The 16,157-nt window shown below is 43.9% G+C and carries 13 protein-coding genes; 6 read left to right on the top strand and 7 right to left on the bottom strand.

Annotated elements, in window-relative coordinates; translation table 11 throughout:
* Positions 1-11: 11 nt before the first annotated feature.
* Positions 12-1,850, bottom strand: coding sequence for a translational GTPase TypA (gene typA / locus FTV48_RS06965; RefSeq protein WP_005097994.1), 1,839 nt, complete (start codon positions 1,848-1,850; stop codon positions 12-14).
* 174 nt (positions 1,851-2,024) lie between these two features.
* Here typA and FTV48_RS06960 point away from each other — a divergent pair, with 174 nt between their 5' ends.
* The 3 genes from FTV48_RS06960 (at position 2,025) to FTV48_RS06950 (ending at position 5,959) form a co-directional block, all read left to right on the top strand.
* Positions 2,025-3,395 carry a uracil-xanthine permease family protein gene (locus tag FTV48_RS06960; protein WP_005097996.1) on the top strand — a complete coding sequence of 457 codons (1,371 nt, stop codon included), beginning with the start codon at positions 2,025-2,027 and terminating at the stop codon, positions 3,393-3,395.
* A gap of 66 nt (positions 3,396-3,461) precedes the next feature.
* Entirely contained in the window at positions 3,462-4,496 is a 1,035-nt protein-coding gene (locus FTV48_RS06955; protein WP_074383488.1) for a methyltransferase, read from the top strand.
* Positions 4,496-5,959: an amino acid permease gene (locus tag FTV48_RS06950; protein WP_005097999.1), complete on the top strand. Its 1,464-nt coding sequence runs from the start codon at positions 4,496-4,498 to the stop codon at positions 5,957-5,959. The genes FTV48_RS06955 and FTV48_RS06950 overlap by 1 nt, the downstream gene beginning before the upstream one ends.
* Before the next feature lie 52 nt (positions 5,960-6,011).
* Here the strand turns inward: FTV48_RS06950 and FTV48_RS06945 are convergent, their stop codons facing one another.
* Complete coding sequence (locus FTV48_RS06945) at positions 6,012-6,545, bottom strand: peptidase C39 (protein ID WP_179999790.1); 534 nt, start codon at positions 6,543-6,545, stop codon at positions 6,012-6,014.
* A 103-nt stretch (positions 6,546-6,648) separates the two neighbouring features.
* The gene (gene omp38 / locus FTV48_RS06940; protein WP_179999788.1) at positions 6,649-7,713 is read right to left on the bottom strand and encodes an outer membrane protein Omp38; all 1,065 of its coding nucleotides are present in this window, start codon (positions 7,711-7,713) and stop codon (positions 6,649-6,651) included.
* A 375-nt stretch (positions 7,714-8,088) separates the two neighbouring features.
* Here omp38 and FTV48_RS06935 point away from each other — a divergent pair, with 375 nt between their 5' ends.
* Together FTV48_RS06935 and FTV48_RS06930 are read left to right on the top strand one after the other, a co-directional pair.
* Positions 8,089-8,610: a GspH/FimT family pseudopilin gene (locus FTV48_RS06935; protein ID WP_100535382.1), complete on the top strand. Its 522-nt coding sequence runs from the start codon at positions 8,089-8,091 to the stop codon at positions 8,608-8,610.
* A gap of 110 nt (positions 8,611-8,720) precedes the next feature.
* Entirely contained in the window at positions 8,721-9,896 is a 1,176-nt protein-coding gene (locus tag FTV48_RS06930; RefSeq protein WP_179999786.1) for a thiolase family protein, read from the top strand.
* 174 nt (positions 9,897-10,070) lie between these two features.
* Here the strand turns inward: FTV48_RS06930 and FTV48_RS06925 are convergent, their stop codons facing one another.
* From FTV48_RS06925 to FTV48_RS06910, 4 genes are all read right to left on the bottom strand, one after another.
* Positions 10,071-11,057 carry a diaminopimelate dehydrogenase gene (locus FTV48_RS06925; protein WP_005169500.1) on the bottom strand — a complete coding sequence of 329 codons (987 nt, stop codon included), beginning with the start codon at positions 11,055-11,057 and terminating at the stop codon, positions 10,071-10,073.
* 288 nt (positions 11,058-11,345) lie between these two features.
* A complete protein-coding gene (locus FTV48_RS06920; RefSeq protein ID WP_005098005.1) occupies positions 11,346-11,831 on the bottom strand; it encodes a DUF934 domain-containing protein in 486 nt (161 codons plus the stop codon).
* Entirely contained in the window at positions 11,824-13,467 is a 1,644-nt protein-coding gene (locus FTV48_RS06915) for a nitrite/sulfite reductase (RefSeq protein WP_005098006.1), read from the bottom strand. Before FTV48_RS06915 ends, FTV48_RS06920 begins: the two co-directional genes overlap by 8 nt.
* Before the next feature lie 257 nt (positions 13,468-13,724).
* Entirely contained in the window at positions 13,725-14,846 is a 1,122-nt protein-coding gene (locus FTV48_RS06910; protein WP_100354973.1) for a CaiB/BaiF CoA-transferase family protein, read from the bottom strand.
* Between the two features lie 213 nt (positions 14,847-15,059).
* Between FTV48_RS06910 and FTV48_RS06905 the strand changes: the two genes are divergently transcribed.
* On the top strand, positions 15,060-16,070 hold the full coding sequence (locus tag FTV48_RS06905; protein WP_005098008.1) for an AraC family transcriptional regulator: 1,011 nt from the start codon (positions 15,060-15,062) through the stop codon (positions 16,068-16,070).
* The last annotated feature ends 87 nt before the right edge of the window (positions 16,071-16,157 follow it).

Below are 16,157 nucleotides of genomic sequence, written 5' to 3'. Positions count from 1 at the left end.
TAATTTACAGATTATTTACCTGAACGGTTACGTTTACGTTCGTTTTCAGTCAAATAACGCTTACGGATACGGATTGACTTCGGTGTTACTTCAACTAGTTCGTCATCTTCAATGAATTCAAGCGCTTGTTCAAGCGTATATTCAACTGCAGGAACAAGTGTTAATGCTTCATCAGTACCAGATGCACGTACGTTGGTTAACTGTTTTGCCTTAGTCGGGTTCACAGTCATGTCGTCAGAACGTGAGTTAATACCAATAATCATACCTTCGTAAACTTCTAACTGAGGCTTAGCGAATAGACGACCACGGTCTTGTAATGTGAACAATGCATAGCCCAGGCAAGTACCTTGAACCATAGAGATCAACACACCGTTTTGACGTTTCGCAACTTGGCCTTGTTTCATTGGACCATAATGCGAGAAGCTTGATGTCATGATACCCGTACCTGAAGTCATCGTCATGAATTCAGAACGGAAACCGATCAAGCCACGTGAAGGAACAGTTGCTTCAATACGGATACGGCCTTTACCGTCAACTTCCATATTGGTCATCTCGCCTTTACGGCTGCCCATTTGCTCCATTACAGAACCTTGGTGCTGTTCTTCAACGTCAAAAGTCACGTTTTCGTACGGTTCTTGCATTTGACCGTCAATTTCTTTCAAGATGACTTGCGGACGAGATACACCCATCTCGAAGCCTTCACGGCGCATGTTCTCAATTAAAACTGAAAGGTGAAGTTCACCACGGCCAGACACTTTGAAACGGTCAGGACTGTCAGTGTCTTCAACACGTAATGCGACGTTGTGGATCAATTCGCGATCTAGACGCTCACGAATGTTACGTGAAGTTACGAATTTACCTTCTTTACCAGCAAACGGTGAGTTGTTTACCTGGAATGTCATTGTGACTGTAGGTTCATCTACAGAAAGCGGTGGAAGCGCTTCAACAGCTTTCGGATCACAAATCGTGTCAGAAATGTTCAATGCATCGATACCTGTTACGCAAACGATATCACCTGCATTGGCTTCTTCGATGTCCACACGATCTAAACCATGATAACCCATGATTTTTAAGATACGACCGTTACGTGTTTTGCCTTCTTTGTCGATTACAGTCACTTGCGTGTTCAATTTAACTGAACCACGTTGAATACGACCAACACCGATAACGCCTACGAAGCTGTTATAGTCAAGTGAAGACACTTGCATTTGGAATGGACCATCAACGTCAACTGCTGGCGGTTCAACGATGTCTACAATTGTTTGGAACAATGGTGTCATGTCGTCAGCAAGTTCTTCTGGAGAAGGACCCGCCACACCACGAAGACCAGATGCATAAACGACCGGGAAGTCTAACTGTTCGTCAGAACCACCTAAGTTATCGAACAAATCGAATACCTGGTCAATCACCCAGTCTGGACGTGCGCTTGGCTTATCAACTTTGTTAATAATTACGATTGGCTTCAAACCACGTGCGAACGCTTTTTGCGTTACGAAACGTGTTTGTGGCATCGGGCCTTCTTGTGAATCGACAAGAAGAAGTACGCAGTCAACCATCGACATTACACGTTCAACTTCACCACCGAAGTCGGCGTGTCCCGGGGTGTCCACGATGTTAATACGGTATTCAGTATTGGTACGTGCATCCGTCCATTTAATTGCAGTGTTTTTTGCAAGAATGGTAATACCACGTTCACTTTCGATAGCGCCAGAATCCATGACACGCTCAATCTCACCCGCGCGATCACCGAGAGCACCTGATTGTTGCAAAAGTTTGTCTACAAGAGTGGTTTTACCATGATCGACGTGCGCAATAATGGCGATGTTACGGAGAGTTTTAATATCTGACATGTAAATTCAATGCGTATGTAATTTGAGGGCAAATTATACAGAAAAATACAAAACTTTTATAGTCACTGTTACCACACTCCTCAACTTTTTTTAAGGAGATGGGCTTTTTTTGATTTTGTAAAGGCGTGTAACTCGATTAGAATAGCGCCACCCTGCCTTAATTTGCATTGACACATGTCTGATTTTAATCAATCTCCTCCTCCTAAAGATCAACTCGACCTGGTATATGGTCTGGATGATCGTCCAAAACCATTTATTGCTTTTTTAGCTGCATTCCAACATTTATTGGCAATTATTGTCCCGATCGTGACCCCTGGCTTGCTAATTTGTCTGGCACTTGGGGTATCCAAAGAAGATACCAACATGATTTTGTCCATGTCCCTGGTGATCTCGGGTATCGCGACTTTTTTACAGTCTAAAAAAGTCGGACCTTTTGGTGCCGGTCTGTTGATTGTTCAGGGAACCAGCTTTAACTTTATCGGCCCAATTATTGGTATTGGTTCAGCCATGGTTGCTGCCGGTACGCCAGTTGAGTCAGTCATGGCAGCAATTTTTGGTGTGGTGATTGCAGGTGCATTTATTGAAATGGGCGTGTCCCAGATTCTGCCTTGGATAAAAAAACTGATTACCCCTTTGGTAACCGGGATTGTCGTCCTTCTGATTGGTTTAACCTTAATTAAAGAAGGTCTAATCAGTATGGGCGGTGGTTATCAGGCCATGAGCGATAAAACTTTTGCCAATGCAGACAACCTGATCATGTCCTGCACAGTCTTGGCGCTGATCATTATCCTGAACCGTATCCGGATTACCTGGGTAAAAAGTTCTGCCATTTTGATCGCCCTGGTTTGTGGTTATATTCTGGCCGGCTTTATGGGCCATCTGGATTTTTCCGGCTTAAAAGATGCCCCACTGGTACAGATTCCAACTCCAATGCATTTCGGTTTAAGCTTCTCCTGGAGCCTGTTTATTCCGATGGCATTCATTTATCTGGTGACCTCTTTAGAAGCGATTGGCGATATCACGGCGACCTCGAAGCTTTCTAACCAGCCGGTCGATGGTCCAAAATGGATGCAACGCATTAAAGGCGGTGTACTGGTCAATGGCGCCAATTCATTCCTTGCCGGTATTTTTAACACCTTCCCAAGTTCGGTATTTGCACAAAATAACGGTGTGATTCAGTTGACGGGTGTAGCGAGCCGTTATGTCGGCATCTGGATTGCTGCTTTACTGATCATTCTGGGTTTGCTGCCTGCGGTTGCCGGGATTATCCAGGCGGTTCCGCAAGCGGTACTGGGTGGTGCAGTGATGGTGATGTTTGGTGCAGTAGCAGCTTCCGGCATTAATATTCTGTCTGGCGTACATCTGGACCGCCGTGCCCTGCTGATTATTGCGATTTCACTGGCACTGGGTTTAGGTGTTGCACAAGTTCCACAAATTCTTGAGCATCTTCCTGAGTTATTCCGTAATATCTTTAGCTCAGGCGTTGCTACTGGCGGTATTGCTGCCCTTATTCTGAATGTTGTACTTCCTGAAACAAAGAAGTAATTTCATGTCCAAAGAACACTGTCTAGGTCAGACTTAGGCAGTGTTCTTTATATTGGAGAGATACCTATGGATCCTAAAAGCGAAGTTTTATTAAGACAATATGATTTTTTGTCGGGTCGCATCTTACTCATTAATGCACCGACAGATGATCTACTCGCTGAATTCGATGCCTCTATCAATCCCGCTGTCTGGACATGGAATTTTAATGATTTTCAATATTTCCAGTCGCAACAAGCAGATGTCCACTTTGGCGCAGAGATGCCTGAAGCTGAGTTTGATCAGGCGGTTATTTTTGTACCCAAGTCTAAAGAACTGCTCAATTATTTACTGCATAATGTGGCAGCACAACTTAAACCGGGCAGCAGTATTTTCCTGGTCGGTGAAAAGAAAGGCGGGATAGAGCGTGCAGCCAAACAGTTGCAGCCTTATGGTAAAACCCTCAAACTGGATAGCGCACGTCATTGCCAGCTTTGGCAACTGGTTCTAGACCACACGGTCGAGAAAAAATCACTTGCTGACTGGGCACAGCGTTATAGCGTCTCGACCCCGAATGGTGACCTGAATATTTGTGCCCTGCCGGGCGTGTTTAGTCAAAACCGTTTAGATATCGGGACTGCCACCTTATTACCTTATTTGTCACAAGTTACCTCGGGTAAAATCGCTGACTTTGGTTGTGGCGCAGGTGTGATTAGTGCGTATCTGGCAAAGTTGAATCCGAAAAACCGGATTTTTGCCATGGATGTGGATGCCTTTGCGCTGGCCTCCACCCAAATGACCTTTGATGAAAACCAGCTTAGCCCTGAACAGATCGAAATTAAAGCGGTCACTGGCATTGCTGATGCACCCTTGTTCTTGCATGCCATTGTCAGTAATCCGCCTTTTCATATGGGAATCGAGACCGATTACACGGCCAGCGAAACCTTGTGTAAAACTTCGCGTCGTCATTTAAAATCAGGTGGCGAGCTTTGGATCGTGGCCAACCGTTTCTTAAACTACCCGACCCTGATTGAACAAAACTTTGGTCGCTGCACAGTGAAAGCGGATCAACAAGGCTTTAAAGTGCTGTTCGCTAGCACACAAAAAAATGTTAAGGAATCATGATGAGCGAAACGCAAAATACGATGCAGCTGCAGCGTAAGCTGGGTGCTCGTCATCTGAATATGATCGCCATTGGCGGATCCATCGGTACAGGTCTATTCCTGGCCTCGGGTGCGACCATTGCCAATGCCGGGCCAGGCGGAGCACTACTTGCTTATGCACTGATTGGTGTCATGATTTATTTCTTGATGACCAGTTTGGGCGAACTCGCCACGCATAATCCCACCTCGGGTGCATTTTTCACTTATGGCACTAAATATGTCGAGGGCGGTTTTGGTTTCGCCTTGGGCTGGAACTACTGGTACAACTGGGCCATTACCGTAGCTTTTGAGCTGGTTGCCGTTCAGTTCATCATGAAATTCTGGTTTCCCGATATTCCTGGTGTTTATTGGAGTGCAATTTTCCTGGCCATTATTTTTGGGATTAATGCCCTGACAGTTAAAGGCTTTGGTGAATCTGAATTCTTCTTCTCTCTGGTGAAAGTTGTCGCGATTATTGCCTTTATCATTATCGGTATCTGGATGATCGTGAAGATTATGCTGACCCCAGGCGCAGAAGCATTTGCCAACTGGAGTATTGGTGACGCACCTTTTGTCGGTGGTTTCCAAGCCTTAATTGGCGTGGCGATGATTGCCGGATTCTCCTTTCAAGGAACCGAAATGGTCGGGGTGGCTGCGGGCGAATCGAAAGATCCAAAGAAAACCATTCCGGTGGCAATCAAGCAGATTTTCTGGCGTATCCTGTTATTTTATATCGTGTGTATTTTCATTATCGGCACATTAATTGCCTACAATGACCCACGCTTATTACAGGCGGCTGCGACCGACAATATTGCGCTTTCTCCTTTTACCCTGCTCTATGAAAAGGCCGGCTTTGCCTTTGCTGCGAGCATTATGAATGCGGTGATTTTGACAGCCATTCTGTCTGCGGGTAACTCAGGCATGTATTCATCTACACGCATGCTATTTGATATGGCACGTAAAGGTAGTGCGCCAAAACTGTTTGGCCGTCTGGATCCACGTGGTGTACCGATGAATGCCCTGTATGCCACCACTGCGATCGCAGCACTGTGTTTCCTGACCACCTTCTTCGGTGAACAGGAAGTCTTTAACTGGCTACTCAATATGTCGGGCATGTGCGGCTTTATTGTCTGGCTCGGGATTGCGATTTCACACTATCGCTTCCGCAAAGGTTACTTGGCTCAAGGCTACAAACTGGAAGATCTGGCTTATCGCGCCAAGTTCTTCCCCTTTGCTCCTTGGTTTGCTTTTATTCTCTGTGCGATTGTCGTCCTTGGTCAAAACTATCAGGATGTTCTGGCAGGTCAATGGATGGGGGTTCTCTCGACCTATATCAGTATTCCATTGTTCTTGGCAATCTGGTTCGGATACAAATGGAAGAAAAAATCCAAACTGGTGTCTTATCAAGAGATGGATGTACAACCCATGAAACTTGATCAGGAATAAACCATCATAAATTAAAAAATCAGTCTACGGGCTGATTTTTTAATTTCTTAGATTAGTTATGCCGCATGACAAAATTACGGTCATCAATCACAATCACTTGCTGACAGATCCCCTCTGCCTGACGCTGCTGCTCGAATACATCTGCCGGCATCGCATCAAAACTGTCAAAGAAACTGATCTCATGTTCATCTATTGCATAGATCAATGAATGATTACCGACCCCTTCTAAGGTATCGTAGAAAACAATCACGAAACGGCCTGCTTCCACCTGCTGCTGGATTTCTGTATAAGAGATCACACGCTCTTCAACAGGTATTTTAAGTGTCTGTACTTGTTGATAAAAATCAAGCTCGACTGGCTGTTTATCTGCATCATATTCGCTAAAAAAAGCAACATCCAGTCCCAGCGTCTGCAAAGCCACTGCAAGGGCAATAGTTGAAGTTCCCATTTCCGGATTGTGACGACAGAGCTGAACCAAGTCCGGAATATGCAGGTCAATTCCATAATGATGGAAAATCATCCAGATCGAGAAAATTCCGCTATTAGCTTCCAGATTTTGTAAATCTTCCGGAATTTCTATACTCACGCTTTTACTCAACTACATTTTCAGTGCCTAGGTAGTGTAGTCAAAATTCAGATATAAAAAAAGCGGCTCATAGGAGCCGCTTTTTTAACAATTCAATAATTAATTATTGAGCTTGTTGTTGACCTTCAACTAGTACAGTACGGCTACCAGTGATTGTCGCGAATACACGACGGTTCATAGCACGACCTTCTTTAGTGTTGTTGTCAGCAATCGGTTGATCCCAAGCGAAACCTTGAGTAGACAAGCGAGATGCATCTACGTTGTATTCATTCACAAGTGAAGATTTAACAGAGTTAGCACGAGCCAGAGACAAACGTTCGTTTAGTGCACGTGGACCAGTGTTATCAGTGTGACCTTCGATGCGAGCAGTAGCGTTTGGATATTCAACTAGCTTCTCAGCAACTTTCGCGATTTCAGGTTTGTATTGATCTTTGATGTTTGATTTGTTGGTATCAAAGAACACACGAAGTTCCATGTTCAGGTCTTCAGTCAACTCTTGTGGAGCTGGAGCAACCGGAGTTACAGGCTCAACTGGAGCAACTTCTACTACTGGAGCAGCTGGTTTCAGACGGCCACCTAGAACTACGTTAAGACCAGCAAGCGCTGTATAGTTCCAGAATTTTTCGTCAAAGTGGTAAGTACCACGAGCTTCAGTACGTAGTGCCAAGGCATCGTTGATGTGCCAGAATGCACCGACACCTGCGTTACCTAGAGTACCTTCTTCTTCAAAACCACGACCAACACGACCTAATTGAGCTTCAGTAGCACCATCAAATTCATATTTGTAGTGACCAGCACCTAGAAGCATGTATGGCTTCACTTTGCTGTCATAGTTGCCAGTGAATACATCAGAAGTTGCGTAGAAGTTACCTGCAATGTTCTGACCTTTATATTCAGCACCAGGTAGACCTGTCATATCGCCTTTTACTTGGCTATATTCAGCTTCAAAACCTAACCAAGGAGTAAGTTCTACACCAATAGCAGCACCTACAAATAAATCATCTTCCATTTGACCAGAAGTTGTTAACTCACCATCATTACCGCCATTGTTGTGCTGAGTGTCTTGGAATGTATAACCTAACATCAACGGAGTAACAGTTACGCCTGCATTTGCAGCAGCAAAAGGTGCAGCTACAAGCATAGCTAAAGCAATACGACTCATTTTCATGGATTTATCCTCCAGAGATAACAATTGTTGTTCAAGCTCAAGCCCGTAATAGGCCATCCTGAGATAGGCTTTTTATTACCCCAGTTTTATTCTTAAGCTATTCACATGGCATCATACAAACACTTTATTATTTTTCCAAGTGCTTGATTAATTTAATCAAGTAAATTATTGACAAAATTACTTACAATTTCCGTTGTAATTCAGTAATTTTTTACTCAATTTTTTATTCTGAATGACCTATTGTGATTGCCAATTATTTTTTAATAGCTTTCTTGAATTTTGAGTAACAGCTAAATTACACGCTCAACAAAGCATAAAAAACGCATAATTAATAACATGTTTCCTATAAAAATAATATATAAATCAGGTAACTCTATGTATAGAAAAATAACAAGAGCGTTCACTATTGTTGAATTGATTATCTGTGTTGCAGTGCTTGCAATTTTGGCCAGTATTGCCCTGCCTTACTTTCATGAATATCAGTCCAGACAGGAAGCCAAACAGATTCCTATCAAATTATCTGCGGTTAACCGTTATGCACGTAGTCAGGCTGCCGTGTTTCACCAGAATATTGTGATCTGTCCCAGTCAGGATTCACTCAGCTGTCACCCCAATCAATGGAATAAAAATATACTGGTCTTTATTGATAAAAATAAAAACCGGCAAGTCGATGCAGGCGAACAAATTTTACACATTGATGCTCTAAATCTTAAATATGGCAACCTGAGTTGGCGAGGCGCATTAAGTTCACCAAGTGTCACTTATCAGGCACATACCGCCCTTCCGATTGGTTCGAATGGTAGTTTCTATTATTGTTCTGCTCAACTTTCCAGCCAGCAGCGTATTGTACTGAGTAAAATGGGGCATATCCGGGTAGAAAGTCTCCCTTCTTGCTAACAGAACTATGCAGTTTATGATTGACTGCGATTAGCGCTTCAATCCTGAGTTTTTTTCAATATACTGCTTATGTTTGAAAAATTGATTAAAACTCATACGGAGATATAACAATGACTGATATCGTAATTGTCAATGGTGCACGCACAGCCATGGGTGGCTTTCAGGGTAGCCTTGCCAGTGTAACTGCACCTGAATTGGGTGCGGCTTCAATTAAAGAAGCGATTGCTCGCGCAGGCTTACAAGCAGCAGATATTGAAGAAGTCATTATGGGTTGTGTCCTTCCTGCGGGTTTGAAACAAGGTCCTGCCCGTCAAGCGATGCGTCAAGCCGGCCTTCTGGATTCAACGGGTGCTGTGACCATTAACAAACTCTGTGGTTCTGGCATGAAAGCGGTGATGCAAGCAGCCGATATGATTAAAGCCGGTTCTGCAAATATTGTGGTTGCAGGGGGGATGGAATCAATGACCAACGCGCCTTATGTATTGCCAAAAGCGCGCGGCGGCTTCCGCATGGGACATGGCGAAATTAAAGATCATATGTTCCTAGATGGTCTTGAAGATGCTGAGACAGGTCGTTTGATGGGTTCATTTGCCCAAGATATGGCAAATACCAAAGGCTATACTCGCGAACAGATGGATGATTTCGCCATTCGCTCATTGAAACGTGCACAAACTGCTGTGAATGAAGGCTATTTTTCTGATGAAATCGTAGCAGTTACGGTAAAAACACGTAAAGGTGATGTGGTTGTTGATAAAGATGAACAACCCTTCAATGCCAATATTGATAAAATTCCAACCCTGCGTCCAGCCTTTGCCAAAGACGGCACCATTACCGCTGCCAATGCCAGCTCAATTTCTGATGGTGCATCAGCTCTGGTGATTAGCTCAGCGGATCATGCCGCAGCAAAAGGTTTAAATCCTTTGGCCAAAATTGTTGCCTATGCTTCAAATTCACAGCATCCTTCTGAATTTACCATAGCGCCAGTGGGTGCAATTCAAAAGGTTCTCGATAAAGCAGGTTGGAATGCTCAAGATGTCGACCTCTGGGAAATCAATGAAGCCTTTGCCATGGTGACCATGTGTCCAATGGATGAGTTCAAGCTTGATCCTGAAAAAGTCAACATTAACGGCGGTGCCTGTGCCCTCGGTCATCCTGTCGGTTCAACCGGTTCACGTATTATCCTGACTTTGATTCATGCGCTGAAACGTACCGGTGGTAAACATGGTATTGCTGCACTTTGTATCGGTGGCGGTGAAGCGACTGCTGTGGCGATTGAGTTGCTTTAATTAAAAGTCTCCCTTTTAAAAGAGAGATTTAGAGGGATTTTAGAAATCCTCCCCTCTTGCGGAACATCGTTCCTCATCCTTTAATAAAGGAGGGGGAATTTTAGAAATCAAAAAGCCTCCAATTGGAGGCTTTTTATCGTCAAATATTCAAAGCTGTACTTTAAATGATAAGACTTAAAGAATTTCTTTACGAAGTTGCTCAGGTGATTTCATTGACAACAAGCCCGGTGCCACATCAAATGCTGTTTTTGCACCATACTGCTGCATTTGATTTAAACGATAAGTTGCACGTGCATAAGCAACTAAAACGCTGGCTGTAAATTCTGGATTACTTTCTAGTTTTAATGAAAACTCAAGCACTTGTTTATGTGCATCACTGGTGTTTCCACTACGAATCACAAAACCACCATGCGGCATACGTTGGTGATCTTGTGCTAAAGTTGCTTCATCAATGAAATTCACAGTCGTGTCATAGTCGGCAAAATAATCCGGCATGGTCACAATCGCTTGCTTCACTGCTTCTGCATCTGCATCCTCTGCAAGCACCACATAACACTCACGGGTATGTTTTTCTTTGGTCGTTAATACTGGACGAACACCACTACGTACTTTCTCAATTGCTTCTGTTGAAGGAATGGTATATTGCACCCCTGCTTTCACACCTTCTACACGACGAATGGCATCTGAATGACCCTGGCTTAAGCCTTTGCCCCAGAAAGTATAGGTTTCACCGTCTGGCAGTAAGGCTTCACCAAATAAGCGATTGATCGAGAACATGCCTGGATCCCAACCAATGGAGATCATCGCAGTTTTCTTGCTGGCTGTTGCAGGTGCATCGACCGCCGCATAATATTCAGGAATACGTGCGTGGGTGTCAAAACTATCGACAATATTAAACTGGCTGGCCAAGATCGGACCTTGTTGCGGTAAGTCGTCTTTTGAACCGCCACATAAAATGAGCACATCAATTTTATCTTGAAAATCTGTCAGTGAGTCCATATGGAACACTTGGGTTGCTGCGAAGCAAGGAGATACCGTTTCAGGCGCACGACGGGTAAAAATACCCACAAGTTGTAAATCTGGATTCTTTTGAATGGCGGTTTCAACGCCACGACCCAAGTTGCCATAACCAGCAATACCAATACGGATAGAATTTTGCATAAAGACAAGTCACTTCATCATGAAAAAATTAAAAAAAATAAATCAGATGACGATCCCATTAAAATCGCCCTCTTGATTGATTTTGCATACTCGAAAATTAGCGCTCTGCTCGCGTTACTCTCAGCATAAAGATACTTATGCTACAGCAATTCGCAGCAATTTAAAGCATTCAGGATAGTATAGAAACAATCATATCTATCGTCCAAAGCAAACAAAAAGCCTGCATTGCAGGCTTTTTGTTTATAAGAAAAACAGACTTATTTACAGACAAGCTTTTTAACTTTCAGGTTAGGCACCTGTTTGATAATTTGCCTGATTCACCGCGGTCGATGCTTGGTACGGATTTTTAAAATCATTTAAACCGGCAGCCGCCTCCTGAATGTCTTTACCTTCTTTAATCACGAAAGTATCGAAACCAGAACGCTTCATGTAGTTCAACACATCTTTGAATACATCACCAGTGGCACGAAGTTCGCCTTGGAAACCTTGACGGCGTAAAAGTGCTGCAAATGAATAGCCACGGCCATCATTAAAACCGGCGAATTCAATAAAGATTGCATCTAATTGAGCTAGCGGAAATTCATTGCTTTCAGGTGAAGCATCAACGGTTAAGTACAATGCTTTTTTACCTGAAACATGGCGAAGCTGATCTAACTGATCTACCGTCAGAACCACATCACCTTGTGGTAAAACACCCTCTTCACCGATGAGCTGGTAAGTATTTTCTGTCACTGTGCCATCTTTAGAGAGCACTGCGAGTGCGGTATTAAGCATATGCACGCTCCTTGAATGGTTGGATGCCAACACGGCGATAAGTATCGATAAACTCTTCAGCATCCTGACGTAGATCAAGATAGGTATTAAGAATTTCTTCTACAATATCCGGCACTACATCTGCTGCAAATGACGGCCCAAGAATGTCGCCAATTGAGGCATCATGGTCTGCATTACCGCCAAGCGTGATCTGGTAGAATTCAGCGCCTTTTTTATCAACACCCAAAATCCCGATATTACCGACATGGTGATGACCACAGGCATTCATACAACCAGAGATGTTCAAGTCCAGTTTACCCAAGTTGTAAATGGTATCCAGATCATCAAAACGGCGTGAAATCGCTTCAGAAATCGGAATCGATTTTGCATTGGCCAATGAACAGAAATCACCGCCCGGGCAGCAGATGATGTCGGTCAAGAAACCGATATGGGCACGTGCCAGGTTGTTTTGTTCAAGAGTTTGCCATACAGCGAACAAATCTTTTTGCGGCACATCGACCAGCGAGATATTTTGTTCATGCGTGGTACGTAATTCACCGAAAGTGTACTGATCGGCAAGGTCTGCAATCAGGTTCATTTCTTCGGTGCTGACATCACCCGGTGCAATGCCGGCACGTTTCAGTGAAATCGTCACAATACGATAACCTTTCACTTTATGTGCATTGGTATTGATATTGAACCACTGTTTGAATTTTGGATATTGCGCAAACAATTCAGTAAAATCTTCATCTGCATAATCTTGATAATCAAATGGGGTGAAGTTTTCATCCATTTTTGCCAAGGTGTCTGCATCGATTTTCAAAGTCTTAACAGTATGCGCAAATTCAGCTTCAACTTTCTCAGCAAATACCGCTGGCGTTAAAGCTTTGACCAAAATTTTGATACGGGCTTTATATTTGTTGTCGCGACGACCATGCAAGTTATACACACGAAGCACTGCTTCAAGATAAGCAATCAAGTCTTCACGTGGCAGGAACTCACGGATAAAGCTGCCAATCACTGGAGTACGGCCAAGACCACCACCCACTTTGATTTTATAGCCCATTTCGCCGGCTTCATTACGCACAATATATACACCGATATCGTGAAATGCAGTGGCTGCACGGTCGGTTTCTTCAAGCGCAGAGACTGCAATCTTGAACTTACGTGGCAAGAAAGCAAATTCCGGATGGAAAGTTGACCATTGACGGATCAACTCACAGGTCGGACGTGGATCGGCAATTTCACCAGCCACTACACCGGCATACTGATCCGTCGTGGTATTACGGATACAGTTGCCTGAAGTCTGAATCGCATGCATTTGCACGGTCGCCAGTTCAGCCAGCATATCTGGCACGTTTTCCAGTGCCGGCCAGTTAAACTGGATGTTTTGACGGGTCGAAATATGCGCGTAACCACGGTCATATTCTTTAGCCAAATCAGCCACTTTACGCAGTTGCTTTGAGTTCATCAAACCATAAGGCACTGCAATACGTAACATCGGCGCATAACGCTGCACATACAGACCATTTTGCAGACGAAGCGGACGATACTCATCTTCGGTGAGTTTGCCGGCTAAATAACGTTCCGTTTGGTCACGGAACTGTGCAACACGTTCATTAATCAGTTGCTGATCGAAATCAGTATATAAATACATGGCGTACAGCTGCTAGTAGTTTCTATTATATCGATCGCAAGGATAGCGAGATTAAACCTATCAATAAAATGCTTTTTATACATATTTCATAGCTGTTTTATTGATAAGCCTGCCAAAGTTTCACTGATATCACGGTTTAGCGCATTTAGTGTAGTTTTAAAGCAATAACGCTTTAATTCATCAATCGTTAGCAGTTATCTTCATATAGTGATATTTCAATCTTTTACCCTTTTTTGTCTTTTAAATAATTAAAAATATTACCATTTTTCACTCTCACCCAAAAACTGACCGACAAAATCATAACGTATCTTTGAACGTGAAAATTTAATCGGACAGGCCAGTTGTGCTTCGGTCTGCTGACTATCGGGTTTTAATGGAACCTGTACTAGCCATTCTCGCTGTTGCGCTAAATCAGAATGTAAAGCTTCTTCAAGTTTTAGCACCGGCTCGACACAGACATCCAGCGCTGCGAATAGTGTTTGCCATTCCGCTAATGGTTTTGACTTTATTCTATTTTGAATTGCCTGTTTCACCGCAGCACGATCTTCTGGAGCAAAAGAATTGCCTTTTTCTAGAATAATCGGCAGTTCTAAAGCCTGTGCCAATCCCTGCATAAATTGAGGTTCCAGACTGCCAATCGACAGATAACGTCCATCCTGTGTTGCATAATAGTCATAGAAAGTCCCGCCATTCAGATAGCCAGACTCAGGTCGTTGATGCTGATTGCCAGCCAGACTGGCGGATGCGGCCAGATTATTCATGGTGACCACACAATCGGTCATGGAAATATCAATATATTGACCTTTACCGCTGCGCTGGCGTTCGATCACTGCCGCCAGAATTGCAATCACGGCATGCATAGAACCACCGGCTACATCGGCAACCTGAATGCCTAAAGCAGGTGGCCCACTTTCGATCCGGCCACTGTGTCCAGCAATACCGGACAAGGCCAGATAGTTAATATCATGTCCTGCTTTCGCTTTGTAAGTACCGGTTTGGCCATAGCCAGTGATGGAACAGTAAATTAATTTGGGGTTAATTTCGCTTAAGGTTGAGTAGTCCAGCCCAAGCCTTTGCATCACGCCGGGACGGAATTGCTCAATCACAATGTCATAATCTGCAACCTTGGATTTGACCAGTTCGATATTGGTCGGATCTTTCAAATCCAGTGCTACCGATTGCTTGTTTCGGTTCAGATAACTCTGTGAAGTGGCCTGTCCATTGGCAAAGGGGGGCATTAATCGCAACAGGTCCGGGCGGGTCGGTGATTCAATATGCACAACCTCGGCGCCGAGATCAGCCAGATATAATGTCGCGAATGGGCCTGGTAATAATGTAGAAAAGTCTAGAATTTTCAATCCTTTTAAGGTATATGACATTGGAGTATTTACTCTACTTATATTGCTTTTTTCAGCATCATAGAAACATAAATGCATAAAAACAATGTCATGTTCAGCCATTTACCTTGATAGTTTCGGCAATCTAATATGTAAGAAAATGGCAAAGGTGTTCTTGTAAATTGCCATTGCTTTATTATTTTTCGTCATTTAGGTCAAATATTAGTGAACATTAAAGAGACTGAAGGATTAAACATGAGTCGTGATACGATCAGTATCCATTTCGTCAATGCAGCCTTATCTGGCGTCAAGCGCTTAGGCATGGATGTCGATACTTTATTGTCTCACGTCGGAATTGAAGCAGAACTGCTGCATCAACCCAAAGCCCGTATTTCACCTGAACAATATACCCGCTTTATTAAAATGTTATGGATGGTGACCCAGGACGAGCATGTCGGCTTTGACAAACAGCAACGCCGGTTAGGCACTTTTGCCATCATGTGTCAGCTCATCATTCATGCCAAAACCTTAGGTGATGCACTGGAACTTTCCTCGCAGTTCTATAAACTCTTCGGTGATGACTGGTCGGTGACCCTGGAACGTGACAAACACGAAGCACGTCTGGTGCCCCTCATTCCAAATGCGATGGATCCGGATCATTTTATTACCGAAAGCATGCTGATGATCTGGCATGGTCTGGCATCTTGGCTGATTGAACGTCGTTTACCGCTGGAACGTGTGCATTTTAGCTATCCACGTCCAGTCCATGCCGATGAATATGATGCCCTGTTCTTTGCGCCGGTAATGCAGTTCGACATGCCACGTACCGAAATCACCTTTGCTGCGGACTATCTGGACCTGCCGATCCGTCAGAATGAAGAAACCTTAGAGGAATTCTTAAAAGCTGCGCCTGCTCAGCTCCTGGTGAAGTTTAAAAATACCAACTCGCTGACCTCAAGAATCCGTGATGTATTGAAGAGCCAGATTGGCGAAGAAATGCCGACATTGAATGATGTCGCGTCAATGCTGTATTTATCTCCTCAAACCTTGCGCCGCCGTCTGGCAGCCGAAGGTAAAAGCTATCAAGGTGTGAAAGATGCCTTGCGCCGTGATGCCGCGATTCATCTGTTATTGAATCCAGATCTAACCCTCGAAGATGTCGCGCAGCAGGTCGGTTTCAGTGAAACCAGTACCTTCCATCGTGCCTTCAAGAAATGGACCGGTGTAACCCCAGGTCTATATCGCCAGTTGCATGGTTATCATTAATTAAAATTCTCGATATCCTCTTCTCCAGCCCAGGCTTCCAGACCTGGGCTTTTTTTATTGGCAAAAATCGTCAAATGATCTGGTCCG

The organism is Acinetobacter sp. YH18001 (genome assembly GCF_013416975.1).
Taxonomy (GTDB): domain Bacteria; phylum Pseudomonadota; class Gammaproteobacteria; order Pseudomonadales; family Moraxellaceae; genus Acinetobacter; species Acinetobacter pseudolwoffii.
This window is presented reverse-complemented; position numbering and strand designations above follow the sequence as displayed.

Excerpts from the sequence above, each read along its gene's own strand:
- omp38 (WP_179999788.1), bottom strand. The coding sequence starts at position 7,713 with ATGAAAATGAGTCGTATTGCTTTAGCTATGCTTGTAGCTGCACCTTTT.
- FTV48_RS06920 (WP_005098005.1), bottom strand. The coding sequence starts at position 11,831 with ATGCTTAATACCGCACTCGCAGTGCTCTCTAAAGATGGCACAGTGACA.
- FTV48_RS06960 (WP_005097996.1), top strand. The coding sequence starts at position 2,025 with ATGTCTGATTTTAATCAATCTCCTCCTCCTAAAGATCAACTCGACCTG.
- FTV48_RS06930 (WP_179999786.1), top strand. The coding sequence starts at position 8,721 with ATGACTGATATCGTAATTGTCAATGGTGCACGCACAGCCATGGGTGGC.
- FTV48_RS06950 (WP_005097999.1), top strand. The coding sequence starts at position 4,496 with ATGAGCGAAACGCAAAATACGATGCAGCTGCAGCGTAAGCTGGGTGCT.
- FTV48_RS06955 (WP_074383488.1), top strand. The coding sequence starts at position 3,462 with ATGGATCCTAAAAGCGAAGTTTTATTAAGACAATATGATTTTTTGTCG.
- FTV48_RS06915 (WP_005098006.1), bottom strand. The coding sequence starts at position 13,467 with ATGTATTTATATACTGATTTCGATCAGCAACTGATTAATGAACGTGTT.
- FTV48_RS06910 (WP_100354973.1), bottom strand. The coding sequence starts at position 14,846 with ATGTCATATACCTTAAAAGGATTGAAAATTCTAGACTTTTCTACATTA.
- typA (WP_005097994.1), bottom strand. The coding sequence starts at position 1,850 with ATGTCAGATATTAAAACTCTCCGTAACATCGCCATTATTGCGCACGTC.
- FTV48_RS06935 (WP_100535382.1), top strand. The coding sequence starts at position 8,089 with ATGTATAGAAAAATAACAAGAGCGTTCACTATTGTTGAATTGATTATC.
- FTV48_RS06925 (WP_005169500.1), bottom strand. The coding sequence starts at position 11,057 with ATGCAAAATTCTATCCGTATTGGTATTGCTGGTTATGGCAACTTGGGT.
- FTV48_RS06905 (WP_005098008.1), top strand. The coding sequence starts at position 15,060 with ATGAGTCGTGATACGATCAGTATCCATTTCGTCAATGCAGCCTTATCT.